Source organism: Roseateles sp. GW821-FHT09H11 (assembly GCF_059415845.1).
On the sequence record NZ_JBWKOA010000002.1, the window covers coordinates 246,027 to 271,008 of the forward strand.

At 71.0% G+C, this 24,982-nt stretch carries 20 protein-coding genes; 10 read left to right on the plus strand and 10 right to left on the minus strand.

From position 1 onward, the window contains the following. Nucleotides 1-45 precede the first annotated feature (45 nt). The 8 genes from xrtA to AC07PR_RS08245 all read left to right on the plus strand — a co-directional run bounded on the left by xrtA (nucleotide 46) and on the right by AC07PR_RS08245 (nucleotide 11,065). Complete coding sequence (xrtA, locus tag AC07PR_RS08210) at nucleotides 46-1,701, plus strand: exosortase A (protein ID WP_377153407.1); 1,656 nt, start codon at nucleotides 46-48, stop codon at nucleotides 1,699-1,701. Continuing rightward, the gene (locus AC07PR_RS08215) at nucleotides 1,698-2,891 is read left to right on the plus strand and encodes a TIGR03088 family PEP-CTERM/XrtA system glycosyltransferase (RefSeq protein WP_495134984.1); all 1,194 of its coding nucleotides are present in this window, start codon (nucleotides 1,698-1,700) and stop codon (nucleotides 2,889-2,891) included. Before xrtA ends, AC07PR_RS08215 begins: the two co-directional genes overlap by 4 nt. Before the next feature lie 14 nt (nucleotides 2,892-2,905). Then, on the plus strand, nucleotides 2,906-4,822 hold the full coding sequence (locus tag AC07PR_RS08220) for an XrtA/PEP-CTERM system amidotransferase (protein ID WP_495134985.1): 1,917 nt from the start codon (nucleotides 2,906-2,908) through the stop codon (nucleotides 4,820-4,822). Next, nucleotides 4,819-6,099, plus strand: coding sequence for a glycosyltransferase family 4 protein (locus tag AC07PR_RS08225; RefSeq protein WP_495134986.1), 1,281 nt, complete (start codon nucleotides 4,819-4,821; stop codon nucleotides 6,097-6,099). The genes AC07PR_RS08220 and AC07PR_RS08225 overlap by 4 nt, the downstream gene beginning before the upstream one ends. A gap of 6 nt (nucleotides 6,100-6,105) precedes the next feature. After that, complete coding sequence (locus AC07PR_RS08230; protein ID WP_495135298.1) at nucleotides 6,106-7,308, plus strand: glycosyltransferase family 4 protein; 1,203 nt, start codon at nucleotides 6,106-6,108, stop codon at nucleotides 7,306-7,308. After that, the gene (locus tag AC07PR_RS08235; protein ID WP_483107079.1) at nucleotides 7,301-8,617 is read left to right on the plus strand and encodes a putative O-glycosylation ligase, exosortase A system-associated; all 1,317 of its coding nucleotides are present in this window, start codon (nucleotides 7,301-7,303) and stop codon (nucleotides 8,615-8,617) included. The genes AC07PR_RS08230 and AC07PR_RS08235 overlap by 8 nt, the downstream gene beginning before the upstream one ends. Continuing rightward, the gene (locus tag AC07PR_RS08240; RefSeq protein WP_495134987.1) at nucleotides 8,617-9,579 is read left to right on the plus strand and encodes a polysaccharide deacetylase family protein; all 963 of its coding nucleotides are present in this window, start codon (nucleotides 8,617-8,619) and stop codon (nucleotides 9,577-9,579) included. The genes AC07PR_RS08235 and AC07PR_RS08240 overlap by 1 nt, the downstream gene beginning before the upstream one ends. 211 nt (nucleotides 9,580-9,790) lie before the next feature. Next, nucleotides 9,791-11,065 carry an ATP-binding protein gene (locus AC07PR_RS08245; RefSeq protein ID WP_495134988.1) on the plus strand — a complete coding sequence of 425 codons (1,275 nt, stop codon included), beginning with the start codon at nucleotides 9,791-9,793 and terminating at the stop codon, nucleotides 11,063-11,065. 43 nt (nucleotides 11,066-11,108) lie between these two features. On the opposite strand, the gene AC07PR_RS08250 is transcribed toward AC07PR_RS08245, so the two are convergent. After that, a complete protein-coding gene (locus AC07PR_RS08250; RefSeq protein ID WP_495134989.1) occupies nucleotides 11,109-12,773 on the minus strand; it encodes an asparagine synthetase B family protein in 1,665 nt (554 codons plus the stop codon). Between the two features lie 225 nt (nucleotides 12,774-12,998). On the opposite strand from AC07PR_RS08250, the gene AC07PR_RS08255 reads away from it, so the two are divergent. Both AC07PR_RS08255 and AC07PR_RS08260 read left to right on the plus strand, forming a co-directional pair. Continuing rightward, nucleotides 12,999-14,093, plus strand: coding sequence for a hypothetical protein (locus tag AC07PR_RS08255; protein WP_377153430.1), 1,095 nt, complete (start codon nucleotides 12,999-13,001; stop codon nucleotides 14,091-14,093). A 5-nt stretch (nucleotides 14,094-14,098) separates the two neighbouring features. Further along, nucleotides 14,099-15,277, plus strand: coding sequence for a glycosyltransferase WbsX family protein (locus AC07PR_RS08260; RefSeq protein ID WP_495134990.1), 1,179 nt, complete (start codon nucleotides 14,099-14,101; stop codon nucleotides 15,275-15,277). 41 nt (nucleotides 15,278-15,318) lie between these two features. On the opposite strand, the gene AC07PR_RS08265 is transcribed toward AC07PR_RS08260, so the two are convergent. The 9 genes from AC07PR_RS08265 to AC07PR_RS08305 form a co-directional block, all read right to left on the minus strand. Next, nucleotides 15,319-16,662, minus strand: a complete 1,344-nt coding sequence (locus tag AC07PR_RS08265; protein WP_495134991.1) for a 3-deoxy-D-manno-octulosonic acid transferase — start codon at nucleotides 16,660-16,662, stop codon at nucleotides 15,319-15,321. Further along, nucleotides 16,655-18,109 (minus strand): lipopolysaccharide biosynthesis protein, encoded by a 1,455-nt coding sequence (locus AC07PR_RS08270; RefSeq protein WP_483107072.1) that lies wholly within the window; start codon nucleotides 18,107-18,109, stop codon nucleotides 16,655-16,657. Before AC07PR_RS08270 ends, AC07PR_RS08265 begins: the two co-directional genes overlap by 8 nt. 10 nt (nucleotides 18,110-18,119) lie before the next feature. Beyond that, complete coding sequence (locus tag AC07PR_RS08275; RefSeq protein ID WP_495134992.1) at nucleotides 18,120-19,427, minus strand: GNAT family N-acetyltransferase; 1,308 nt, start codon at nucleotides 19,425-19,427, stop codon at nucleotides 18,120-18,122. Beyond that, the gene (locus AC07PR_RS08280; RefSeq protein WP_495135299.1) at nucleotides 19,424-20,677 is read right to left on the minus strand and encodes a glycosyltransferase; all 1,254 of its coding nucleotides are present in this window, start codon (nucleotides 20,675-20,677) and stop codon (nucleotides 19,424-19,426) included. The genes AC07PR_RS08275 and AC07PR_RS08280 overlap by 4 nt, the downstream gene beginning before the upstream one ends. A 25-nt stretch (nucleotides 20,678-20,702) precedes the next feature. Continuing rightward, complete coding sequence (locus AC07PR_RS08285; protein WP_377153446.1) at nucleotides 20,703-21,911, minus strand: DegT/DnrJ/EryC1/StrS family aminotransferase; 1,209 nt, start codon at nucleotides 21,909-21,911, stop codon at nucleotides 20,703-20,705. A gap of 16 nt (nucleotides 21,912-21,927) precedes the next feature. Continuing rightward, nucleotides 21,928-22,692 (minus strand): tetratricopeptide repeat protein, encoded by a 765-nt coding sequence (locus AC07PR_RS08290; protein ID WP_495134993.1) that lies wholly within the window; start codon nucleotides 22,690-22,692, stop codon nucleotides 21,928-21,930. A 135-nt stretch (nucleotides 22,693-22,827) separates the two neighbouring features. Next, nucleotides 22,828-23,787 (minus strand): hydrolase 1, exosortase A system-associated, encoded by a 960-nt coding sequence (locus AC07PR_RS08295; protein WP_483107067.1) that lies wholly within the window; start codon nucleotides 23,785-23,787, stop codon nucleotides 22,828-22,830. Further along, the gene (locus AC07PR_RS08300; protein ID WP_495134994.1) at nucleotides 23,784-24,689 is read right to left on the minus strand and encodes a hydrolase 2, exosortase A system-associated; all 906 of its coding nucleotides are present in this window, start codon (nucleotides 24,687-24,689) and stop codon (nucleotides 23,784-23,786) included. Before AC07PR_RS08300 ends, AC07PR_RS08295 begins: the two co-directional genes overlap by 4 nt. Before the next feature lie 30 nt (nucleotides 24,690-24,719). Then, the gene (locus AC07PR_RS08305; RefSeq protein ID WP_067274648.1) at nucleotides 24,720-24,971 is read right to left on the minus strand and encodes an acyl carrier protein; all 252 of its coding nucleotides are present in this window, start codon (nucleotides 24,969-24,971) and stop codon (nucleotides 24,720-24,722) included. Nucleotides 24,972-24,982 lie beyond the last annotated feature (11 nt).

The window sequence follows — 24,982 nt, forward strand, 5'->3', positions numbered from 1 at the left end:
CCCCGCGGGGGACCGGCTGCGGCTTGCCGCAGACGAGGGGCAGCAATGAGCGCCACCACCCCGTCGGCGCTTCAGCAGCGCGGTGTCCCCGATGCCTGGCGCCGCCCGCTGGCGGTGCTGGTGCTGCTCGTCGTCGCGTTGCTGCTGCTGTACCGGCAGACGGCGCTGGGCATGGTCACGATCTGGTGGCGGTCCGGCACCTTCACGCATGCCTTCCTGGTGCCGCCGATCGTGCTGTGGCTGGCCTGGCGCCGCCGCGGGATGGTCGCGCCGCTGACGCCGCGGCCGGTGCCGTGGCTGGCGCTGCCGCTGGTGGCGCTCGGCGCGGTCTGGCTGTTCGCCGACTTCGCCGCGATCAACGCGGTCACGCAGTTCACGCTCGTCGCCATGCTCGTGCTGCTGGTGCCGGCGGTGCTGGGCTGGCGCATCGCGCGCGAGATGGTCTTCCCGCTCGGCTTCCTGTTCTTCTGCGTGCCGGTCGGCGAGTTCCTGCTGCCGCAGCTGATGGACTGGACCGCCAAGTTCACCGTCGTCGCATTGCGGCTCAGCGGCCTGCCGGTCTACCAGGAAGGCCTGCAGTTCATCATTCCGAGCGGCCAGTGGTCGGTCGTCGAAGCCTGCTCCGGCGTGCGCTACCTGATCGCGTCGGCGATGGTGGGCACGCTGTACGCCTACATCAGCTACCACTCGAACCGCCGTCGGCTGGGCTTCATCGCCTTCGCGCTGGCGCTGCCGCTGGTGGCGAACTGGGCCCGGGCCTACCTGATCGTGATGATCGGCCATCTGTCGGGCAACACGCTGGCGGTCGGCGTCGACCACCTGATCTACGGCTGGCTGTTCTTCGGCATCGTGATGCTGGCGATGTTCCTCATCGGCGCACGCTGGGCGCAGCCCGAGTTGCCGCTGGTGCCGCCGCCGCGCGATGTCGCGCCGGCCGCGACCGGTGCGGCCTGGCTGGCGACCGTCGCCGTGCTGCTCGCCATTGCGCTGCCGATCACCGCCGGCGTGCTGCTGCGCCAGGGGCACTCGGCCCCGATCGCCGCGCTGCCCGCCGTGTCCGCGGAGCCGGGCTGGTCGGACCAGACCGTCCCGTCCGACGCCTGGGTGCCGGACTTCGAAGGCGCCAACGCCGCGCTGCACCAGGAGTTCACCGGCCCGGCCCAGGTCGGCGCCGCGAAGCCGCGTGTCGGGCTGCACCTGCAGTACTTCCGCGATCAGGACTACGAACGCAAGCTGGTCAGTTCCAGCAACGCCGTCGTGGCCGCCGAGGACAAGCACTGGGCCGTCACCGGCCGCGGCCAGGCCGCGTTCTCGCCGGTCACCGGCGTCTCGGCGGCGCCGGTTCCCGTGCTGACCACACAGGTGCGCGCCTCGTCGCTGGACGCGGTGACCGCGCCGCGGATGCTGGTGTGGCACGTGTACTGGATCAACGGCCGGCCGATGACGAGTGCCTGGCAGGCGCGCGTGCGCGGCGCGCTGGAGCGGCTCCAGGGCCGCGGCGACGACGCGGCCCTGGTACTCGTCTATACCGAGGCTGACGAGCTGGCGCCGCAGCGGCTGGATCTCTTCCTGCGTCAGCACTGGGGCACGATCGATGGCGAACTCCGCCGCGTGCGCGACGGCGGCGCACGGGGCGCGCCTTCGACGACGCCAACGACGCCAACGACATTGACGCCCTCGTCGCCAGGGGCGCCGACATGAGCGCCGGCCTGAGCGTCGAGCGCGCGCTCGCGGCCGCGGACGAGCGGCCGCTGGTGCTGCACGTGATGTACCGCTTCGACACGGGCGGTCTCGAGAACGGCGTGGTGAACCTGATCAACCACATGCCGGCCGACCGCTACCGGCACGCGATCGTCGCCCTCACCGAAGTCACCGATTTCCGCAAGCGGCTGCAGCGCGACGACGTCGAGTGCTTCGCCCTGGACAAGCCGCCGGGGCAGGGCTTCTGGCTCTATCCCAGGCTCTACCGGCTGTTCCGCGCGCTCAAGCCGGCCATCGTGCACAGCCGCAACCTGGCGGCGCTGGAAGTCCAGCTGCCGGCCTGGGCCGCGCGCGTACCGGTGCGCATCCACGGCGAGCACGGCCGCGACGTCGGCGACCTCGACGGCCGCAACCGCGCCTACCAGCGCGTGCGGCGCTTCTACAAGCCCTTCGTCTCGCACTACATCGCGCTCTCGCGCGACCTCGGCGACTACCTGACCGGTCCGGTCGGCGTGCCGCCGGCGCGCGTGAGCCAGTTCGTCAACGGCGTCGACACCCTGCGCTTCCAGCGCCAGCAGGTCGAGGCCATCCCGGGCTGCCCCTTCGATCCCGCCGCGCACTGGCTGATCGGCACCGTCGGCCGCATGGCGCCGGTGAAGGACCAACTGATGCTGACGCGCGCCTTCATCGCGCTGATCGGCCAGGCGCCGGACCTGCGCGCGCGTGCGCGGCTGGTGCTGATCGGCGACGGGCCGCTGCGGGCGCAGTGCCAGGTCTTGCTCGACGAGGCCGGCCTGAGCGAGCTCGCCTGGCTCCCGGGCGAACGCACCGACGTGCCGGCGGTGATGCGCGGACTGCACGTCTTCGCGCTGCCGTCGCTGGCGGAGGGCATCTCCAACACCATCCTCGAGGCGATGGCCAGCGGACTGCCGGTGGTCGCGACCGAGGTCGGCGGCAACGCGGACCTGGTCACGCGCGACGTCAGCGGGCTGCTGGTGCCCGCGGCGGATCCCGCGGCGATGGCCGCGGCGCTGCTGCGCCTGGCGCGCGATCCCGAAGGTGCGATGGCGATGGGCGAGGCCGGCCGCGCGCGGGTCGAGCAGGATTTCAGCATGCGTGCCATGGTCGCTCGGTACCAGGGCCTGTATGACACGCTGCGCGGCCACAATGCCGCCAGCCACAAGAACTGACACGGGGTACGACCATGTGCGGAATCAGCGGACTTTTCGATACCCGGGGGCGGCGCGACTTCGATGGCGCGCTGATGCATCGCATCAACGACTCGCTGCACCACCGCGGCCCCGACGAAGGCTCGATCCACCTGCAGCCCGGGCTGGCCTTCGGCCACCGCCGGCTGTCGATCATCGACATCGCGACGGGCCAGCAGCCGCTGTTCAACGCGGACCATTCGGTGGGCATCGTCTTCAACGGCGAGATCTACAACTACCAGCAGCTGACCGACGAGCTCACCGCGCTGGGCTACCAGTTCCAGACGAAGAGCGACACCGAGGCCATCGTGCACGCCTGGTCCGCCTGGGGCGAGGCCTGCGTGCAGAAGCTGCGCGGCATGTTCGCGTTCGTGATCTGGGACAAGGCGCGCGACCAGCTCTTCATGGCGCGCGACCGGCTCGGCGTGAAGCCGATGTTCTACGGGCTGCTGGACGACGGCACGCTGGTCTTCGGCTCCGAGCTGAAGGCGCTGCTCGCGCATCCGGGCATGAAGCGCGACATCGTCCCGCAGGCGGTGGAGGAGTACTTCGCGCTGGGTTACGTCGCCGAGCCGCGCACCATCTTCCGCCAGGCGCTGAAGCTGCCGCCGGCGCACACGCTGGTGATCCGGCGCGGCGAGCCGCTGGGCCAGCCGCGCCGCTACTGGGACGTCAGCTTCACGACCGACAGCAAGATCGACGAGGTCCAGGCGCAGGAAGAACTGACCCGCCGCCTGCGCGAGTCGGTCAAGCTGCGCCTGATCGCCGAAGTGCCGCTGGGCGCCTTCCTCTCGGGCGGCGTGGACTCGAGCGCGGTCGTGGCGATGATGGCCGGCGAGACCAACGGGCCGGTGAAGACCTGCTCGATCGCGTTCGACGACCCGCAGTACAACGAGTCCGAGTTCGCGCAGAGAGTGGCGGACCGCTACCAGACCGAGCACCACGTCGAGACCGTCCAGAGCGACGACTTCGACCTGATCGACACGCTGGCGCGGCTCTACGACGAGCCTTATGCCGACAGCTCCGCGATCCCGACCTACCGCGTCTGCCAGCTCGCGCGCAAGCACGTGACGGTGGCGCTGTCGGGCGACGGCGGCGACGAGAGCTTCGGCGGCTACCGCCGCTACAAGCTGCACATGATGGAAGAGCGCATGCGCGCCAGCCTGCCGCTGGGGCTGCGCAAGCCGCTGTTCGGCACGCTGGGCCGGCTCTATCCGAAGGCGGACTGGGCGCCGCGCGTGTTCCGCGCGAAGACGACCTTCCAGGCGCTGGCGCGCAACTCGGTGGAGGCCTACTTCCACACGATGTCCGTGATCCGCGACAACGAGCGCATGCCGCTGTACAGCGCGCGCTTCAAGTCGGAGCTCGGCGGCTACAACGCACGCGACCTGTTCCTGCAGCACGCCGAACGCGCCAACACCGACGATCCGCTGGCGATGATCCAGTACATCGACACGCACACCTACCTGGTCGGCGACATCAACACCAAGGTCGACCGCGCGTCGATGGCGCATTCGCTGGAAGTGCGAGAGCCGCTGATGGACCATCCGCTGGTCGAGTGGCTGGCGACGCTGCCGTCCCACCTGAAGCTGCGCGGCGGCGAGGGCAAGTACCTGTTCAAGAAGACGCTCGAGCCGCACCTGCCCAACGACGTGCTGTACCGGCCCAAGATGGGCTTCGCCGTGCCGCTGTCGCGCTGGTTCCGCGGACCGCTGCGCCAGCGCGTGCGCCACTCGCTGCTGGGCGGGCCGCTCGCGGATTCCGGCATGTTCGACCTGAAGACCGTCGGCCAGATGGTCGAGCAGCATGAGAACGGCAGCCGCGATCACAGCACGCCACTGTGGACGCTGCTGATGTACGACGCTTTCCTGCGCAATGTGATGGGCGCGACCTCGATGCGCGAGGCGGCGTGAAGATCCTCTACCACCATCGCACCGCGTCCAAGGACGGCCAGGCGGTCCACATCGAGGAGATGATCGGCTCGCTGCGCGCGCTCGGCCACGAGGTGCGCGTGGTCGCGCCCGGCGGCGAGTCGGCGCCCGAGGACAAGGCGAAGATGGGCGACGACACCGGCTGGGTGCATCGCCTGCGCGCGAAGCTGCCCAAGTTCGTCTACGAGCTGCTGGAGCTGGCGTACTCGCTGGTGGCGTACCGGCGACTCGCGGCGGCGGCCCGGGACTTCCAGCCCGACCTGATCTACGAGCGCTACAACCTCTTCCTGCTCAGCGGGCTGATGCTCAAGCGGCGCCTGCGCGTGCCGCTGCTGCTGGAGGTGAACGCGCCGCTGGTCGACGAGCGCGCGAAGTTCGGCGGCCTGGCCCTGCCGCGCATCGCGCGCTGGGCCGAGGACACCGTCTGGCGCGGCGCTGACGCAGTGCTGCCGGTGACCCAGGTGCTCGGCGCGATGGTCGGCGCGCGCGGCGTGCCGCAGGAGCGGCTGGTCGTGATCCCGAACGGCATCAACGAGGAACACTTCGACGCGGCGCCGTCGTCCGAGGCGGCCAAGCGCACGCTCGGCTGGGACGGTGCGCTGGTGCTGGGATTCACCGGCTTCGTGCGCGACTGGCACGGCATGGACCGCGTGATCCGCTGGATGGCGACGGACGCGGCGCCCGCCAATGCACGGCTGCTGCTGGTCGGCGACGGGCCGGCGCGGGCTGACCTCGAGGCGCTGGCCGGCGAGCTGAAGCTCGGCGAGCGCGTGCGCTTCACCGGCGTCGTCTCGCGCGACGCGGTACCCGCCTACGTGGCCGCCTTCGACATCGCGCTGCAGCCGGCGGTGGTCGCCTACGCGTCGCCGCTGAAGCTCTTCGAATACCTGGCGCTGGGCAAGGCCATCGTCGCGCCGAACCAGCCCAACATCGAGGAAGTGCTGGACGACGACCTCAACGCCTTGCTCTTCGATCCGGCGCAGGCCGGCGCGCTGGAAGCGCTGCTGGCGCGGCTGGCGTCGGACGAGGCGCTGCGCCGACGTCTGGGCGAAGGCGCGCGTGCCACGATTGGTCGACTGCAGCTGACCTGGCACGGCAACGCCGCGCGCGTCGTGGCGCTGGGCCGGGCATTGAAGAGCGGGCAGGGGGCTCGCGAGGCGCAGCAGGCCGCTCATGCGGCCATTGCCCCGCGCGCCATCACGCCTGCCGTCGAGGCCGCATCCGCGGCGACGTCCCGTGCCGAGGACGCAAAGGCCTGAGCCATGCTGAAGCTGCTGACCTTCTCGACGCTGTACCCGAGCGCGGTGATGCCCAGCCACGGCATCTTCGTGGAGACCCGGCTGCGTCACCTGGTCGCGTCAGGGCAGGCTGAATCCCGCGTCATCGCGCCGGTGCCGTGGTTTCCGCTCAAGGGCGAGCGCTTCGGCGAGTACGGCAAGTTCGCCGCGACGCCGGCGCGCGAATCGCGGCACGGCCTGGACATCACGCATCCGCGCTTCGTGCGGCTGCCCAAGGTCGGCATGAGCAGCGCGCCGTACACGCTGGCCTGGACCTTCCTGCGCGCGGCGCGGCAACTGCAGGCGACGGGCTACGACTTCGACCTGATCGACGCGCACTACTTCTATCCCGACGGCGTCGCCGCGGTGATGGTGGCGCGGGCGCTGAACAAGCCGGTGGTGATCACCGCGCGCGGCACCGACATCAACCTGATCCCGCAGCACGCCTTCCCGCGCAAGCTGATCCTGCGCGCGTCGGCGCAGGCCGACGCGATGATCACCGTGTGCGAGGCGCTCAAGGACGAACTGGTCGCGCTGGGCGCGGACGCCGCGAAGGTGACCGCCCTGCGCAACGGCGTGGACCTGACGCTCTTCCATCCGGCCGGCCGCGACGAGGCCCGCGCCGCGCTGGGCCTGGCGGCCGGGCGCTTCACGCTGGCCTCGGTCGGTCACCTGATCGAGCGCAAGGGCCATGAGCTGGTCATCGGCGCCCTCGCTGAACTGCCCGACGTCGATCTGCTGATCGCCGGCACCGGTCCGGAGGAGGGCGCGTTGCGCCGCCTGGCCGAATCGCTGGGCGTGGCGTCGCGCGTGCGATTCCTCGGCGCGCTGCCGCAGGCGCGGCTGCGCGAGGTCTACGTCGGTGTCGACGCGCTGGTGCTGGCGTCGAGCCGCGAAGGCTGGGCCAACGTGCTGCTGGAGGCGATGGCCTGCGGCACGCCGGTGGCGGCCTCCAACGTCTGGGGCACGCCCGAGGTCGTGGCCAGCCCCGAAGCGGGCGAGCTGATGCCCGAACGCACCGCGTCGGGCGTGGCCGAGGCCGTGCGCCGCCTGCGCGCGTCGCCCCGCGACCGCGCGGCGACGCGGCGCTACGCCGAGCGTTTCAGCTGGGACGCGACGACGCAGGGCCAGCTCGACCTGTTCCACCGCATCCTGGCCGCGCGGCGGTCGCCGGAGCTGCGCCATGCGTGACCTGCTGATGCTGGGCCTGTTCCTGGCCCTGATCTACAAGACCTTCAAGGACCCGATGTGGGGCGTGCTGGGCTGGGTGTGGATGGGGGTGATGAACCCGCACCGCCTGGCCTACGGCTTTGCGCACGACGCGCCGTGGTCGATGGTGATCGCGCTGGCGCTGTTCGCGAGCCTGATGGTGCACCGCGACAAGCTGGTGAAGTTCCCCGTCAATGCGGTGACCATCCTGCTGTCGATCTGGATCCTGTGGATCGGCGTGTCGCCGCTGCTGTTCTCGTTCTACCCGGACAAGGAGATGCACTTCTGGTCGCGCGCGTTCAAGGTGCTGCTGATGGTGCTGGTGTCGCTGCTGGTGGTGAAGCGGCGGCGCGACCTGGACTGGCTGGTGCTGGTGCTGGTGATCTCGATCGGCTACTACGGCATCAAGGGCGGCGTGTTCACGGTGCTGTCCGGCGGCTCGGCGCGGGTGTGGGGGCCGGAGGGCTCGTTCATCGAGGACAACAACTCGCTGGCGCTCGCGACCATCATGACGGTGCCGCTGATCCGCTACCTGCAGCTGCAGGCCACCAAGCGCTGGCAACGCCACCTGGCCACCGCGGCCATGCTGCTGTGCATGGCGTCGGCGGTGGGGTCGCAGTCACGCGGCGCCTTCCTCGCGATCGTGACGATGTCGTTCTTCATGTGGATGAAGAGCCGCAACAAGCTGCCGCTGGCCCTGGTGGTGCTGGTGGCGCTGCCGCTGATCTTCGTCTTCATGCCGGAGAGCTGGACCAGCCGGATGGAGACCATCAAGACCTATGACCAGGACTCGTCGGCGATGGGGCGGATCAATGCATGGCAGATGGCCTGGCGGCTGGCGATCGACCTGTTCCCGTTCGGCGGCGGCTTCACGGTCGCGGGGCCGGCGGTGTTCGCGAAGTACGCGCCCGATCCGTCGGTGCCGCTGACGGCGCACAGCATCTACTTCCAGGCGATGGGGGAGCACGGTTTCCTGGGCCTGGCGATTTTCGTCGGCATCTTCGCCACGACCTGGCGGCTGGCGAGCGCGACCATCCGGACCGCCAAGGACCTGCCCGAGCTGCAGTGGGCGCGGGACCTGTCGGCAATGTGCCAGGTCGGGCTGATCGGCTACGCGACCGGCGGGGCGTTCCTGAGCCTGGTGTACTTCGACCTGCCGTACTACCTCGTGCTGATCGTGGTGGTGGTGAACCGCGTCGTCGTCGCGGAGGTGGCGGGGCGCAAGCAGGCCGCCGTCGCGGCGGGGCAGGCGCCGCGGGACGTGCACTCGCCGTACTGGGGAGGCACCTGATGCTGGCGTCGCTGAGCCTGCTCGGCTGGCCGCGCGGCGAGCCCGCGCTGAGCATCCTGATCTACCACCGCGTGCTGCCCGCGCCGGACGCGATGCGGCCGGGCGAGATCGACGCGGCGCGTTTCGAGGCGCAGGTGTCGTTCCTGGCGCGGCACTTCACGCTGATGACGGTGAGCGACGCGGCGCTCGCGCTGCGCGAGGGGCGCCTGCCGAAGCGCGCGGCGTGCATCACCTTCGACGACGGCTATGCGGACAACTGGACGGTGGCGCATCCGATCCTGGCGCGTCACGGCGCGCGCGCGACGGTGTTCATCGCGACCGGCTACCTGAACGGCGGCCGCATGTTCAGCGACACGGTGGTCGAGTTCGTGCGTCTGGTGCCGGGACCGGTGCTGGACCTGTCGGCGGTCGGGATGGGCGTGCATCCGGTCGCGACGACCGAGGAACGTCTGAAGGCGGTGTCCGCGCTGCAGGTGCAGCTGAAGTACCTGGCGCCGGACGAGCGCGAGGCGCAACTCCACCGGATGCTGGCGGCGCAGCCGGTCGGTCCGATGCCGGACGACCTGATGCTCACTGACGCGCAACTGAAGCACCTGGCCGACGCGGGCCACGAGATCGGCGGTCACACGGTGGACCACACGGTGCTGACGACCTTGTCGCCCGACGGCGCGCGCGAACAGGTGCAGGCGGGACGCGATCACCTCGCGGCGCTGCTGGGGCGGCCGGTGCGCAGCTTCGCGTACCCGAACGGACGGCCGGCGCGCGATTACGACGCGGGTCACGCGGCGATGCTGCGGGATCTTGGCTTCGAGGCGGCGGTCAGCACCGCGCCCGGCGTGGCACTGCCGGGCGCCGATCTGTTCCAGCTGCCGCGCTACACGCCGTGGGGGAATTCCACCGCGATGTTTGCCGCGCGGATGATGCGCAACGCGCGCATGGGCGGACCGGCAGCGGTGGTCTGAGCACGCTCGGCACCTCCGTGTGCCGCTGCGGATCGTCGCCTTCCGAACGCAAAAGTTCTAGGAATGGAACTTCGGTTGTCTGTGGACAAACACCCCCCAAAAGATTCCCGCCAGTTCGTGGGCGCGGCGCAACGACTGACCCCGTTTCGCCGGCCCCGTTGAATTTCGACGTGTTCGGACGGGCTAAGAATTTGTGGTCTGGAGGTGATCCATGCTTCAAATTCCGCTCCCGGTCAGTCAGTGCGTTCCGGAATCTTCCGATCTCGACATTGACGACTCGGGTCTGCTCTTTCCCCGTCGTCAGTTGGCGTCCCAGATCGCGAATGACCTGATGTCGCGCCCTCGCGAGTCGGGATTGCTGCTCACCGGTCCACGTCGCACCGGCAAGAGCACATTCGTCCGCGAAGATCTGCTCCCGATGCTGTACGCCGAGCACGACGTACACGTCGTCCATATCGATCTGGCGGCCTATCGGAATGCGGAGCCCGGACAGGCGATCCTGCACGCGCTGAGGACGGAGCTGCAGCGCTTCGATGGCGTGGTTTTGCGCGCGGCTCGGAGCCTCGGGCTCACGAACATCCGGTTGGGCGGCCTCGAGATGAATGTGGCCCAGGCCCAGGCGGTCTACACGGACGGTGTGCTCGACGTGCTAAAGGCGCTCTCGCAGAAGGCCGGGAAGCGTCTGGTCATCGTCATGGACGAGGTGCAGCGCAGCCAGTCCACGGAGCACGGGCGCAACGTGCTCTTTGCCCTCATGCGCAGTTCGGACCACCTGAACATCGGCCGAGGAACCGGCGTGCGCGTCGTGGCGACGGGATCGCACACGCACAAGCTGAGGAAACTGCTGTCCTCCAAGGAAGAGGCGTTCTACGACGCCACGGTACGGGATCTGCCCCATCTCGGAACCGGGTTCGTCTTCTGGCTCAGGGAACAGTTACCGGGCCTGCTGAGGCTGAACCCGGAACTGATGGTCAAGGGCTTTGAGCTGCTGCTGCATCGTCCTCGCGAACTGATGGATGTCTGTAGGCAATTGGGAGAGACCGACATCCGATCGGAAGGCGCGGCCGATCAACTGTTCCAGTTGCTGGTCGCTGATCGTGCTGCCGAGGGAAAGGGTGAGTTCGTCGCGAAGCTTCGATCGCTCGCCGACCTGGAACTGGCGTTGCTGCGTGTGATGGCGGAAACCGGGCCTCGCTTCTCGCCGCACGCCACGTGGTGCCGTCGACGCACCGCGGCAGTCCTGGAGATGCTGCTGGGTGTTCCCCAGGCCCCGGATCCTGCGCGGGAGGACATCGAGTCGGCCCTCGACGGACTGGTGGCTCGCGGCATCATCTGGCGCGGCCTGGGCTTCGCCTTCGAGAACCAGCGCGCCGCGGATTGGCTGCTGTCGCTGGATCCGATCATGGACTTTCGAGGGGACCCGGACGACGTGTCGCCACCCGTCCTGACGGGGCAGCCCCCGGACTTCCCTGTGCTGGTGTCGTGACGTCCGGCGGCCCGAAAGTCCGAGAGTCCGAAAGGCGGCAGACTCAGACGCGGTAATTCGGCCGCCGCCCCCTGAGCCACTGCTCCAGCATCATCAGGATCCACACCATCTCGCCGTAGTACCCGGGGTGTTCCGGCAGCCGATCCTTGAGCAGGCTCTGGATGAACTGCGGGCGGACGATGCCGCGCGTGGCCAGGCTGCCGAGCGAGTCCTCCGCCAGCGCGCGCAGGTTGGCGTCGCGCGTGGCCCAGACACCGAAGGGCAGGCCGAAGCCCTGCTTCTTCTTGACGATGATCTCGTCGGGCAGGAAGCCGCGCAGCGCCTCCTTGAAGAACCAGCGCAGCTGCAGCCCCTTGAGCTTGTAGTCCGCCGGCAGACGCTCGGAGAAGGCCAGCAGTTCGTCGTCCAGCATCGGGAAACCGACCGAGGTCCCCGCCAGCCGCGTCGTGCCCACGACCTTGGGCAGGTCGGTGTCCGCCAGCGTGTAGCGCCAGTCGAAAGCCAGCATCCGGTCCACCAGCTTGCCGGTCTTCAGCCCGCCCCACACCTGGCGCTGCTGCTTCTGCGGTCCCAGGGGATCCACGCGGCGCAGGAAGTCCGTCTCCAGCACGTCCGCCATGCCCAGCCGCGTCAGCAGGTTGTAGCTCTGCAGCCGGTCCGGCATCGGCACCCGCGCCTGGTCGATGTAGCTGGCGCCCTTCTTCAGCAGCGGCAGCTTGCCGATCGGCGAGCCGAACACGGGCTGCAGCACGAAGTCGCGCAGCGGACCCGGCACGCTGCCGTACCAGGAGAACACCGTCTGCTTCGCATAGCGCGTGTTGCCGCCGAAGAGCTCGTCCCCGCCGTCGCCGGCCAGCAGGTGCCGCACGCCGTTGTCGTGGGCCCGGCGCGCGCAGTAGTAGGCCGGCAGCGCCGAGCTGTTGCCGAAGGGCTGGTCGTAATGCGTCGCGACCTTGGCGATCCCGTCGACCAGGTCCTTCGGCGTCACGTAGTACTCGTGATGCCGGCAGCCGAAGTGCTTGGCCGCGATGCGCGCGAAGGCCATCTCGTCGTAGCCCTCGGCTTCGAAGCCGATCGAGTAGGTGTCCGCCGACCGCCCCGCCACGCGGCTCAACATGCCTGCGACCGTGGAGCTGTCCGTGCCGCCGCTCAGGAAGCAGGCCGCGTCCGGCGCGTGCATCGCCCGTTGCACGGAGCGCTGCAGGATCTCCTTGAACTCGACCTTCAGGTCCTCGAGCCGGGGCGACGGATCGGCGCGGAAGGTTGGCGTCCAGTACGGCGTCACGCGCAGCTCGCCGCGCTCGAAGATCGCGACGTGCCCCGGAGGCAGCCGGAAGATGTTGCGGAACACCGTCCGCGGCGACGGGATGACGTGGAAGTAGAGGTAGTCGAACAGCGCCTGCGGGTCGAGGTCGACGTCGTCGCCGGCCAGGTCGTCCGCGCGGGTCGCGAACTGCAGGTCGTGCCCGACGATGCGGTAGCACAGCGGCTCGATGCCGAAGCGGTCCGTCGCCAGCAGCGTGCGCCCGCCGGGCTGCCGCCATGCCACCGAGAAGCGTCCGCCGACCTGCGCCAGCGCCGGCGCCGGATCGGTCGCCGACAGCAGCGTCTGCCACGCGGCGTCGCGTTGCGCGGCCGGGACGTCGGCGGAGAGACCGGGCAGCACCGGTTGACCAGTGGAAAGGAAGGTGGCGGGGCTCGTCGTCATCGTTGTGTACGGACCGGCGAAGCGGCCAGGAGGCAAGGGAAGGGGCGTCCACGCGGCGTGGAATTCCCCCGGCGGATTCTGGCGTGGAAATGCGTCGGCGCACCCGTCCCCGACCCCACCCACTTGGAGGGCCGCGCTTCGGGGGGAGGCTTCCGACCATGCCGCACAATCGCGGCCTGCCCGCCGCCGGAGGCGGGCGCTGGAGCCGGTTTGCAGATTCACTGGATGCCTCACGCGCTGAACCCGGCCTACGCCGGCGTGCGCCTGCGCTGCCTGATGCCGAGCCGCGAATTGCGCCGCTCGGGTCTGGTCTCGCGCGTGCTGGATCCGGCGCCGGACACGCAACCGCTGCCCGCTGACGGCGTGCTGGTGGTCCAGGCGAAATGGCTGCTCGATGCCGGCTCGCCGGCCGCGCTGCGCGACCGGACCCGGCGTCTGGCCCAGGCCCGTGAACGCGGCGTCCGGCTGGTGCTGGACAGCTTCGACAACTACTTCCTGAACGAGTCCGGCGACCCCGCCCGGGCCGAGCTGCTGACCGCCTACCGCGAGGCGCTGCCGCTGTTCGCGTTGTTCACCGTGTCGTCGCCGGGCCTGAAACCCTTGCTGGAGGCGGAGCTGCCCGCCGACCTGCGTGCCGCCGCGCCGGTGCGGGTCGTCGGCGATCCGGTCGAGACGCCCGCCGCCGCGCGCGACTTCGAATCCTGGCCGCACCGCATGCATCCCGGCCGCTGGCGCGGTCAGTGGCGCGCCTGGCGCGAGTTGCGCGAGCACCGCGCGCAGCGCCGTGTCGCCCGTCAACTGGTGTGGTTCGGCAATCACGGCAGCGCCTACGCGACCGGCGGCATGGCCGAGCTCGAGCCGCTGCTGCCGCTGCTGGAGGCCGCCTCGCGGCGTCAGCCGCTGCGGCTGACGGTGGTCAGCAACTCCGAGCAACGCTATCGCGAGCTGCTCGGCCGCGCCGCCTTTGCGCATCGCTATCGGCCCTGGGACCGGCTGCATTTCCTGTCGCTGCTCGGCGAGCAGGACCTGGTGCTGCTGCCCACCCGCATGACCGCCTTCACGATGGCCAAGAGCAACAACCGCATGCTGCTGGCGCTCGCCCAGGGCGTGCCGGTGATGGCCGACCCCTTGCCCGATTACCAGCCGTGGCGCGCGCACTGCGCGCTGGACGACTGGGACCACCTGGCCGACCACATCGCCGATCCGGCGCCGCTGGCCGCCCGCGCGCGTGCCGCGATGCCCGCCATCGAGCGCGACTACTCCACGCGTGCCATCGCCGCCCAATGGCGCGAGGCGCTCCAAGCCCTCGTTTCCCGATGAACCGCATGACGCCCGATTCCCTCGCCACGCCGGACCATGTGGCGGACCACGCGGACGCGCACGCGTCGTCGACGCCGGCCTCCTCCGCGGAGAACCCGCTCGCCATCGCCATCGTGCTGCCGCAGTTTCACCCGTTCCGTCAGAACGACGCCTGGTGGGGCAAGGGCTTCACCGAGTGGCGCAACGTCGCCAAGGCCAAGCCGCTGTACAAGGGCCACTACCAGCCGCGCCTGCCGGGCGAGCTCGGGTTCTACGACCTGCGCCTGCCCGAGGCGCGCGCCGCGCAGGCCGAGCTGGCCCGCGAGCACGGCATCGGCGGCTTCTGCTACTACCACTACTGGTTCACCGGCGAGCGCCTGATGGAGCGCCCGATCGAGGAGATCCGCGCCAGCGGCGAGCCCGACTTCCCCTACTGCCTGGCCTGGGCCAACGAGAACTGGACCCGCGCCTGGAACGGCAAGGACCGGGAGATGCTGATCGAGCAGCGCTACTCGGACGAGGACGACGAGGCGCACATCCGCACGCTGCTGCCGCACTTCCGTGATCCGCGCTACATCCGCATCGACGGCAAGCCGCTGTTCATCGTCTACAAGGTCGACCACCTGCCCGATCCGCGGCGCACGCTGGCGACGTGGCGCCGCATCGCGCGCGAGGAGGGCGTCGGGGAGCTGACGCTGGCCCAGTTCGAATGGAGCGGCACCGGCTCCGGCGCCGATCCGCGCGAGGTCGGGCTGGACCTGTCCATCGAGTTCGCACCGGACTGGCGGCGCCTGGGCGGCAAGCACTTCACCGGCTGGAAGTCGCGCCTGGCGATGGCGCTGGGCCTGCTGCCCAAGGCCTACGGCCAGCACAACTTCTTCGACTACGACCGGATGGTCGACGGCGTGCTGGCCAAGCCGGCGCCGGACTATCCGTTCCTGCGCTGCGTCAGTCCCGGCTTCGACAACAGCGCGCGGCGCTCCTCGGGGGGCGCGACGATTCTCATGAACAGCACGCCGCAGCGGTATCGCCGCTGGCTCGAGGCCGCGCTCGCGTGGACGCGCAAGCACCAGCCGCCGCAGCGTCAGGTGGTGTTCATCAACGCCTGGAACGAATGGGCCGAGGGCAACCACCTCGAGCCCGACGCGCTGAACGGCCGCGCGCTGCTGGAAGCGACGCGCGACGCGTTGAAGCAGAACGCTTGAGTGGGTCCATCGGTCCGGCGGACCAGGACTGCACCGGCCGCTCAGCGCCCGATCCGGGCCGCGCACGCGGCCTGGTGCCGGGCCACCGAGCCCCGCATCGACGCCAGCGCGTCTTCGGTGCGCTGCAGGTCGTCGGCGATGCGCGGCGCGCGTTCGATCGCGGCCAGCCAGTAGTCGCACATCGAGGCCGCGTCGTCGCACTCGTGCAGCACGCCGCGATCGCGCAGCAGGCGGTAGACCGGATAGGACGGGTAGGTCGTGTCCCAGCCGCCGCGGATCGTCAGCGGCTTGTTCAGCCCCAACGGCTCCAGCACGTTGTGGTCCACGCCCACATGCGCGACGGTCGCCGCCGCGTAGAAGTCCCGCAGCTCGCCGACGGTGTCCAGCACCAGGCATTGCACGTCGACTGCGAGCGGCGCGTCCTCGATCTGCGAGCGCCGCGTGACCCGCAGTCCCGCCTCGCCGAGCTGGCCCAGCAACTCGCCCATGCGCTCCAGGTTCTCCGGATGCCGCGGCGCCAGGATCAGCAGCGCGTCGGGATGCGTGCGCCGCAGCCGTTCGAAGGCGGCCAGCACCTGATGCTGCTCGGCGAGCTCGGTGACGCAGCCGCCGACCACGATGGGCCGGGCCGACGCGAGCAGATGGCCGAGCAGTCGCGGGCTGCGCGTGGCCTGCTCGACGCCCCAGTCGGCGCGGCGCATCGCGTCGAACTTCATGTTGCCCGTCACCTGCAGCCGCTCGCGCGGCGCGCCGCGCGCCTCGAGCTGTCGCGCGGTCTCGGCGTCCTGCACGCACAGCACGTCGAAGGCGTTCAGGAAGTCGCGCTCCAGCAGCCGGCGCTCCATCTGGTCCAGCCGCGCCGGCGGGTCGTAGTGGTAGAGCCAGCCATTGAGCATCAGCGTGGCCGCGTTGTGGCGGCGCGCCTCGCGCAGGAAGGCATAGGAGAAGCGGCAGGGCGCCTCCGACGGCAGGCAGGGGATCTCCGCCACGGCCAGCATCGCCGGCGGCAGCAGGCGGGCGAGCCGGCGCGCATCGGCGCTGTGGCCGCGGCTGGTGCAGACCACCGCCTGCGGCAGCCGGGCCAGGTAGGCGTCGCGGTAGTGCGGATGCTCGGTGATCAGCACCGGACGCAGGTCGGGCCGCTGCGCGATCAGCCACTCGATCATCGGCGCGACCGCGTTGAGCTCGCCGATCGTCGTCACGTAGAACCACAGCGCCGGACCCGACGCGTCGGCCGGCGTCACCGAGAACGCGCCCAGCGTGTTGTTGCCGCGCAGGTCGCTGAGGCGCTCCAGCGCGCGGAACATCGCCCAGCGCAGCGCCTCGCCGGGGCGGATCGGCGCGGCGGTGGCGGGCACGGCCAGGGACGGTGTCAGCTCAGGCATGGCGGCTCCGCAGATGGGTCAGGGCGCGACGGACCTCGGTCATCGCCGGATGCCGCAGCAGCGCGGCGCAGGCCAGCCACGCACCGGCGCCGGCGACGACGCACAGGACGATGCGCGGGATCAACGGCAGGCTCAACTCGTGGCTGGCCAGTTGCGCCAGCCCGAGGCCGGCACAGCAGCCCAAGGTCAGTTGCACGCTGACCCAGCTGGGCGCGAACAGCTCGCGCGGCGTGGCCTTCAGCACTTCGGTCAGGTGGCGCGTGTACATCGCGACCTGCACGAGGTTGCCGATGACGAACACCGCCGCCACCGCGTGCAGGTTCCAGAACGCGGCCATCCCGACGCAGGCCAGGTGCGTCGGTCCGTACCAGAGCGCCACCGACAGCCGGCGGCGGATCTGGCCGGTGGCCGCCAGCGCGTTGGGCGCCAGCATCGTCAGCGCGTAGGGCAGGCCGGCCAGAGCGAGCAGCGTGGCCAGCGGCGCGGCCTCGTGCCATTGCGGGCCGAACAGCAGCGCGATGATGTCGCCCGACATCAGCGCCACGCCGCCCATGAAGGGCCAGGCGATGCCGGTGAAGATGGCCGTGCCCTTCGCGTACGGTCCGACCAGGCTGTGGCCGGCGCGGTGGTCCGCCGCCAGCGCGGGCGTCGCGACGCGCAGGATGGCCGAGCTCACCGTCTGCCCGAGCAGGTCGATCAGCCCCGTCGCGCGGCTGAACAGCCCCAGCGAGGTGAAGCCGAAGACCTTGCCGATGATCAGTTCATGGCCGTTGCGCGAGCCCGATTCCACCAGCCGCGAGCCGGTGAACATCGCGCCGAAGCGCAACTGCCGGCCCGCGCCACGCAGACGCGGCATCAGCAGCGCGTCGCGCGGCCGCAGCCAGACGAGGATCGCCACCTGCACGGCGATGCCGACCACCGGGCCCCAGGCCAGGCTCATCGCGCCATGGCCGCTCCAGGCCAGCGCGATGCTGGTGGCCGAGTTGGCGGCGTTGGCGCTGACCTGCACGAGGAAGACCTGGTGGAAGGCCATCTCGCGGTTGAGCAGCGCGAAGGAGGGCGACGCCAGCGGCAGCATCACGAAGTTGAGGCTCAGCACCAGCAGCAGGTCCGCCAGCAGCGGCTCGTGGTACCAGTCGGCCAGCAGGAAGCGGCCGCCCAGGATCACCAGCGCGATGCTCCAGGCCATCAGCAGCGTGATGGTGAAGGCGCTGCGCAGCTTCTCGCGGTCGAGCTCGCGCTCCTGGATGAGGTACTCGCTGACGCCGAAGTCGCGCAGGATGGACGCCAGGTTCGTGACCACCGCGCACAGCGAATAGACGCCCACCTGTGTCGGCGTCAGCAGCCGCGCCAGGATCATCGTGGTCGGCACGGTGATCAGCAGGCTCAGGTAGCGCTCGCCGAAGGACCAGGCCAGCGCGCCGCGCACGGACGGGGTCTTGCTCATGAACCGGCCTTCACGACGCGGACTCCGCGCGCGCCGGGGGAGGCGTCGGCGATGTCGATGCCATCGCCGTAGCGGGCGTTGCTGCAGAGGCCGCCTCCGGCATTGCTGCTGAAGCCGCCTCAGGCATTCCTGCTGAGGCCGCCTCCGGCATTCCTGCTGAGGCCGCCTCCGGCGTCTTGGCCGCACTCTCTTGCGCCGCATCGGCGCCGGGTTCGGCGCCGCCGCGACGCAGCAGGCGCTTGAGCGCCGGCACCCAGCTCCAGCGGTACAGCGTGGCGTGATAGACCGGACGCGCGTCGGCGGTCCAGCGCGTGTGCCACTCCATGACCTTGCCGTAGAACTCGATGCGGCGGATCGGACCGCCGGCCGCGGCCGCGTCGAACAGCTGCTGGAACTTCAGCTGGCGCATCAGCGTCGACGGCGACACGGCCTTGTGCGCCTCGTCGTAGGCGGTCTTGAGGATCACGATCTTGCCGCCCGACTCGATGCACAGGTCCATCGCGACGACGGCGTCGTCGAACCAGTACTGGTAGAGCCGGACCCGGCCGGCGCGCGCGAAGGCTTCCAGCATCGCGCGATAGAACTCGTACTGCGGATGCCCCGGCGCGATCGCCGTGCCTTCGGAACCCTTCCAGCCGCTGGCTTCCAGCCGGCCGTAGTTCGTCAGCGCGGGGGCGACATCCTCGGGCCGCGTCAGGCACTCCAGTCGCGTGACGGTGCCCGCCGTATCCAGCTTCTTCTGCTGCTTCTTCAGGTTCTGTCGCAGGTTCTTGCCGCGCGCTTCCCAGTAGGTCGCGAAATCGCCGGTCAGGTCGACCCAGGCGGTGTCGATGTAGTCCTGTCCGCGCCAGCGCGTGCCGTCGGCAGGGCGAGGGTGGAACAGGCTGTCGATCTGCGTCAGGCCCAGCGCGAGCGCGGGCAGTGGCAGCGCGCGCAGCAGGCCGTCCGCCAAGGGCTCGAGGGCCTCGCCGCCGGCGCTCAACCAGGCGCCCAGCGGCAGCTGCGAGGGCTGGAAGGTGGCCCATTGCGCGGTCCCTGCGGGCGTGACGATCGCGGCGGCTCGCGGAGCCTTCGGATCGCCGAGCAGCGCCAGCCGTTCGCGGCCGGTGCCGAAGACGCTCAGCAGCGGCGCGAGGAAGGCGCTCTCCAGGAACGGCAGGCCCGCCACGCGCGCCTGCAGCGCGTCCCACGCGGCGGCATGCGGCGCGAAGGCGGCCGCCGCGTCGGGCTGCGGCAGCGGGATCAGGGTCCAGCGCAGGGCGGCGGAGGCCGTCGAGGCAGGCGGGAAAGACGGGGAAGGCGGAGTCGTCGGGGTCATGGGCGGGCCTCGGCGGTAGGCATCTGGGGGGCGCAGGCCTCGTCGAGCACGCGGGCGAGTTCGCCGCTGCGGGACTCGCGCGAGGCTGCGGCGATGGCCGGCGCCGCGGGCAGCGCGGCACGGCCGTGGAACAGGTCGTCGAGGAAGCGGTCGAGCACGGCGGCCACGCCGGGACCGTCTTCCAGCGCCGCGTTGTGCGGCAGGCCGGCGCGGCGCATCAGCTGCGCGGTGTCGCCGGCCGGATCGGCCAGCGTCAGCACCGGCCGGCGCGCGCGCAGGTATTCGTAGGCCTTGGCGGGGATCTGGTCGTTGCAGTCGTTCGACTGCAGCAGCAGCAGGCCGTCGGCGCGCAGCATCTCGGCGAGCGCGTCGGCATAGGGGATTGGGGGCGCGAGCTCGACCAGATCGGCCACGCCCAGGCGCTGCGCGAGCTCGCGAACGAAGTCGTCGTGCGCGGTCGCGCGCAGGCGCAGCTTCAGGCGGGAGGCATCGATGCGGCCCGCGGCCTTCGCGGCGGCCAGCGCCTCGAACAGCCGCACCGGACTGCGCCAGTCGGGATAGACGACGCCGCTGTGCAGCAGCACGCGCGGGCCGGTGCCGCCCACGCTCACGCCCACTGCCTGTTCAGCCTGCCGGAACGCGTCCTCGCTGTAGCCGTTCTCGATCACGCGGATGCGGTCGGCGGCGGCGGGGAAGCGCTTCGCATAAAGGCGCGCAGCACCCGGTGTCGTGAAGGTGAATCGCGCCGCGCGCGCGAAGACCTTGCGCTCGACCGCCGCGAAGCGCTGCCACAGCACCGGGTCGGCGGGATACCCGTCGTGGGCCATCGGATCGCGGAAGTCGGCGACCCAGGGCAGGCCGCTGAGACGGGACAGCCAGTCACCGACCAGATGCGCGGTCGGGATCGGGTAGGTGCTCCAGATCGCGTCGGGGCGGGTCTCGCGGATCAGCTTCAGGCCGGCCGGCACGGCGCCGAGCAGCCAGCTGTGCCAACGGTCCGGGCGCGCCAGGAAACCGGGATAACGGCCCGCGATCGACAGGTGCCGCGCGGCGTCCAGCGCGAAGGCGCGGCGCACGATCAGGTCGGCCGGGATCTCCTCGACAAGGTCGGTGCCGGTCTGCGCATGCACGCGGGGATGCGCGGTCAGCACGCTCGGTGTCCAGCCCGACGCGGGCAGCTGCTGCGCGAAGCGCAACGCGCGCTGCACGCCGCTGGTCCCCGCCATCGGCGGGAACTGGAAGGAGACCATGAGCACGCGCCGCATTGCCTGGCCCTCAGCGCGCGGGCGCGATGAAGAGGCGCTCGACCTGCTCGACGATGCGGCGCAGGTCGGCGTCGCTGAGGTCCTGGTGGCAGGCGAGCTGCAGCACGTGGTGCGACCACGACTTGCCGGCGTCGCCGGGCAGCGCCGGCACGCCGGGCCAGAGCCGGTCCCAGCGCGACACCGGCACGCCGAGCTTGCGCATCTCGGCGTAGCCCGGATCGGGCGTGCGCACCCACAGCGGGAAGACGTAGGGCGCGCAGTCCGCCGGCAGCGTCGGCAGCAGCGGATACACGCCCTCGCGCCGCAGGAAGGCTTCGGTGAAGAACGCGTAGTGGTGCCGGCGCGCCTCGACGATGCGACGCCGCGGCACGCGCCGCGAGATCCATCCGCTGGCGCGCGTCAGCGCGCGGTGCGACAGCGGCAGGTCGATCAGCGCCATGTTGGCGTCGATCTCCTCGGCCTCGTCGAGTTCGCCATGGCGGCTCGGCGTCGCGTCCGCGCCGCCCGGCCGGCCCTTCACCAGATGGCGCAGGGCGCTCTTGAGCGCGAACGCGCCGCGGATCAGCCGGTTCAGGCCGGTCAGCCGGTCGTGCGCGGCGCCCATGTGGAGGATGTCGGAGCCGGCCTTGACCTGGTCGATCCGCGAGGCCGGCGTCAGCGCCGGCATCGTCAGGTCGGCGCGGTTGAGCGCGAGGATGCCGCCCTCGGGGGTCGGGAAGAACTTGGTCAGGCTGGCGATGGCGACGTCGCCCCAGGAGCCGATCGGCCGCGTGCCGGCGCGACCGAACATCGCGTGCGCGCAGTCCTCGATCAGCGCGATGCCGCGCGCGTCGCACCAGGCGCGCACCGCTTCCATCGGCTGCGGCAGCCCGAAGTAATGCGGCACCAGCAGTGCCTTGGTGGCGGGCGGCACGTGGGCCGAGAGCCAGTCCAGTCGTGGCGCGCCGTGCTCGTCGATCGGATAGAAGGCGGCATCGGCGCCGAGCGTCTTCACCGGCGAGACCATCGTCGGGCAGTGGTAGGTCGGCAGCAGCACCAGGTCGCCGGGACCGACGTCCAGGCATTCCAGGGCCAGCAGGATCGCCGCGCGGCCGCTGGTGGTCGACAGGTGGCGCGGATGGTCGAGCAGGCTGTGCTGGTCGATGTGCGCGGCGCCGGCGAAGGTGCGCCAGCCGATGACAGGCAGTCGCGGCGCGAGCATGGTGGGCGGCGGGCTCAAGTCGGCGGCCTCCCGGTCAGCGGGCGGTGGCCGGCGCGCCGGACTCGAGCGCCGACGCGGCGGACGCCGCGGCCGACGCCGACGCGGCTGACGCGGATGCGGGCGAGGACTCCGGCGCGGAGGCCGCTTCGCCGGGCAGCACGATGTCCGCGGGCCAGCGGTTGATCGCCATCAGCCGCTGGCGCAGCACCGGGTGCGTCATGCCGGCGCCGTAGGCCTTGCGGGCGGACTCGACCGCCAGGTCGACCTGGTTGAGGTCCAGCGCGACCATGCCTACGTTGTAGACCGAGAAGGCGTTGTCGCCGGTCAGCTTGGACGCCGCTTCCAGCTGCTCCTTGGCGGGCGCGGGCTTGCCCTTGCCGTTCAGGTAGCCGGCGTAGATCAGGCGCACGATGACGTCGTCCGACTTCCAGGCCAGCGCGCGCTTGAAGTAGCAGTCGACGGTGAACAGCGCGTCCGGCGGCTGGTCGCGCTTGGTGCGATCGCCGTAGAGCATCATCGCGACCAGCGCGCGATGGTGGTTGGGGAAGGCGCGCAGCGTGTAGTCGATGTCGCTGCCGATGGTGCCGCGCTTGCACTTGACCAGCGCCTCGCAGGTGTCGATGAAGTGGGCGCCCTCGACCATCTGCAGCGGCGACATCTGCCTGGTCACCGGGTCGATCTCGGGCGCGTCCTTGTACTGGCGGTAGTCGTACGGGCCGTAGTTGTTGGCCAGTCCGCCGCAGCCCGTGCCCTGCGCGACGGCGGCGTGGGCGGCGACGACGCCGGCCAGCGCCAGCACGAGGGTGCGCCAGCGGGCGCGAGGCGCTTCAGAAGCGCCAGGGGCACGGGGGGCACAAGGGGCACAAGGGGCGCCGGGGGTAGCAGGGACGGACATGGCGGGGCTCCGGTGGGGCCGGGTGTACCGGTCAGGCGGTCAGGCGGCGGCGGGCACGCCGCGCACGAAGGCGGCGGTCAGCCGTTCGACGTGGGCGCGCCAGGCGGCGGTCGAGAAGGTGTGGTCCGCGTCGGGCAGGTCCTCGCGGCGCAGGCCGGGGCGGGTCAGCAGGCCCTGCCAGGCGGGGCCGCCGTCGCGGCAACGGTCCAGGAATTCATTGGCGCAGACATCGTCGCCCGAGAGGATCAGCAGCACCGGGCCGCCGAACGCGCGCAGGCCGTCGGCCATCTGCTCGGTGTAGTGGCGGGTGTCGACCAGACTTGTCGCGCTCGACGAGCCGGCGGCGTGTGCCGGCGCGCGGCTCTGCGCGAGCTTGCCCAGCAGCTCGCGCACGGCGCCCAGGCCCACGCGGCCGCTCAGCAGCTTGCGCCAGAACGCCGGCTGGCGCAGGCGGTCCAGGTAGTAGTGCTTGACCTGCGCGCGGGCCAGGCTGGTCGCGGTGCGGACCCAGGGATTGGCCAGGCACAGCCCGGCGACACGCGGGTCGCGACGGCGATGCACGTAGAGCAGGGCGGCGGAGGCGGCGTCGCACAGGCCCCAGAGCACCACGCGCTTCAGCGACGGATGTTCCCGCTGCCAGGCATCGATGGCGGCGGCGATGTCGGCGTCGAGCTGTTCGAAGTCGCGTTGCTCGCCTTGCGCGTCGCCCATGCCGCGGTGGTCCAGCCGCAGGCAGGGCACGCCGGCGCCGGCCAGCGCGCGGCCGAGCAGCGTGAACTGGCGATGGCTGCCCACGCGGTACTGCGGGCCGCCGACGATCAGCAGCACGCCGGTATCGGGAGCGGGCGCGTTCATCGACGCGGACGCTGAAGCGGATGCGGCGTTCGACGCGGCGGAGATCGCGACGACGGGCTCGCTCAGCAGTCCGACGAGCGCCTGGCCGTCGCAGTCGATGCGCAGCACGCTGTCGCGATGGGCGGGTGCGGCGGTCGCGTTCATGCGGGCACCGCCTCGACCGGGCGAGTCGCGAAGTCCGCGTCGGCGCTCAGCGCGGCGAGGCTGGCTTCGATCAGGCGCGGCGCTTCCTCGATCTCGGTGGTCGCCCAGAACGACGGGCCCTGGCAGACGGCGGCGCGCACCTCGGCGCCTTGCGCGGTCCAGGCGTCGACGGCCATCGCCGCGGCGGGCGTGAGCGTCGCGTCTTCGCGCGGCGAGAGCTCCAGCCACGCGACGCGGCGCACACGCGCCGACGGCTTCAACTGGGCGGATTCGAGGCCTTCGGCCAGCGCGGGCGCGAGCAGGTAGCCCGCGATCTCGACCGGCTCGCCACGCGCGAGCTGGTCGCGCATCGCCTGGACAGCGCCCTTGGCCTGGCCACCGATGAGGTCGGCCGCGACGCGCAGGCGCATGAATTGTTGGAGCTGGAGCTTGCCGGCCGCCAGCGGCTGCCAGAGCAGCAGATGCAGCGGCCGATCGGCCAACGCGTCGAAGGCAGCGGTCGCCAGCAGCGCGCCGGCGCGCAGGCCCCATAGCCACAGCGGCGGCTTCACGCCGTCGGGACCGGTGGGACCGGGCAAGGCGCGTGCATCCAGCCAGTCGACCGCCAGCCGCACATCGTCCTGCCAGTGCGACCAACTGGCGTCGCCGAAGTCGCCGCTGCTGTCGCCGCAGCCGAGCAGGTCGATCGTCAGCACCTCGAAGCCGGCGGCGGCGAACGCGCGCGCGGCGAGGGCGATCATGCGGCGGGACTTGTTCATCTCCTCCGCGAAGGGCGGCAGGAGCAGGATCTGGCCGCGCGCGGCGCCGGTCGCGGGGTAGTGGACGCACAGCCGCTGTCCGCCCGCGCCGTCATCCAGGAAGAACGGCGTGGATGGGGCGGGCGGCGTGGTGGCGGCGGCCATGGGCAGGTGGCGCGGCGGTCGCGGCGCCCGTCAGGCGGCGAGCTTGCCGTTCACGAAGTCGAGCAGCGCGCCGACGGTGGCGAAGGTGGCGCCGTCGATCTCGTCGTCGTCGACGACGATGCCGAACTGTTCCTCGAGCGCGGTGATCAGGCTGACGACCGCCATGGAGTCGAGCTCCGGGATCGCGCCCAGCAGCGCGGTGTCGACGGTGAAGTCCTTCGCCCGGCCTTCCAGGCTGAGGACGTCGTCGAGGATGGCGAGCAGGTGTTGTTGGCTGTTCATGGTCGGGGAGG

Bases quoted from the DNA above. Each gene is read 5' to 3' on its own strand.
- xrtA (WP_377153407.1), top strand. From the start codon at position 46: ATGAGCGCCACCACCCCGTCGGCGCTTCAGCAGCGCGGTGTCCCCGAT.
- AC07PR_RS08215 (WP_495134984.1), top strand. From the start codon at position 1,698: ATGAGCGCCGGCCTGAGCGTCGAGCGCGCGCTCGCGGCCGCGGACGAG.
- AC07PR_RS08220 (WP_495134985.1), top strand. From the start codon at position 2,906: ATGTGCGGAATCAGCGGACTTTTCGATACCCGGGGGCGGCGCGACTTC.
- AC07PR_RS08235 (WP_483107079.1), top strand. From the start codon at position 7,301: ATGCGTGACCTGCTGATGCTGGGCCTGTTCCTGGCCCTGATCTACAAG.
- AC07PR_RS08240 (WP_495134987.1), top strand. From the start codon at position 8,617: ATGCTGGCGTCGCTGAGCCTGCTCGGCTGGCCGCGCGGCGAGCCCGCG.
- AC07PR_RS08245 (WP_495134988.1), top strand. From the start codon at position 9,791: ATGCTTCAAATTCCGCTCCCGGTCAGTCAGTGCGTTCCGGAATCTTCC.
- AC07PR_RS08250 (WP_495134989.1), bottom strand. From the start codon at position 12,773: ATGACGACGAGCCCCGCCACCTTCCTTTCCACTGGTCAACCGGTGCTG.
- AC07PR_RS08255 (WP_377153430.1), top strand. From the start codon at position 12,999: ATGCCTCACGCGCTGAACCCGGCCTACGCCGGCGTGCGCCTGCGCTGC.
- AC07PR_RS08260 (WP_495134990.1), top strand. From the start codon at position 14,099: ATGACGCCCGATTCCCTCGCCACGCCGGACCATGTGGCGGACCACGCG.
- AC07PR_RS08265 (WP_495134991.1), bottom strand. From the start codon at position 16,662: ATGCCTGAGCTGACACCGTCCCTGGCCGTGCCCGCCACCGCCGCGCCG.
- AC07PR_RS08270 (WP_483107072.1), bottom strand. From the start codon at position 18,109: ATGAGCAAGACCCCGTCCGTGCGCGGCGCGCTGGCCTGGTCCTTCGGC.
- AC07PR_RS08275 (WP_495134992.1), bottom strand. From the start codon at position 19,427: ATGACCCCGACGACTCCGCCTTCCCCGTCTTTCCCGCCTGCCTCGACG.
- AC07PR_RS08280 (WP_495135299.1), bottom strand. From the start codon at position 20,677: ATGGTCTCCTTCCAGTTCCCGCCGATGGCGGGGACCAGCGGCGTGCAG.
- AC07PR_RS08295 (WP_483107067.1), bottom strand. From the start codon at position 23,787: ATGAACGCGACCGCCGCACCCGCCCATCGCGACAGCGTGCTGCGCATC.
- AC07PR_RS08300 (WP_495134994.1), bottom strand. From the start codon at position 24,689: ATGGCCGCCGCCACCACGCCGCCCGCCCCATCCACGCCGTTCTTCCTG.
- AC07PR_RS08305 (WP_067274648.1), bottom strand. From the start codon at position 24,971: ATGAACAGCCAACAACACCTGCTCGCCATCCTCGACGACGTCCTCAGC.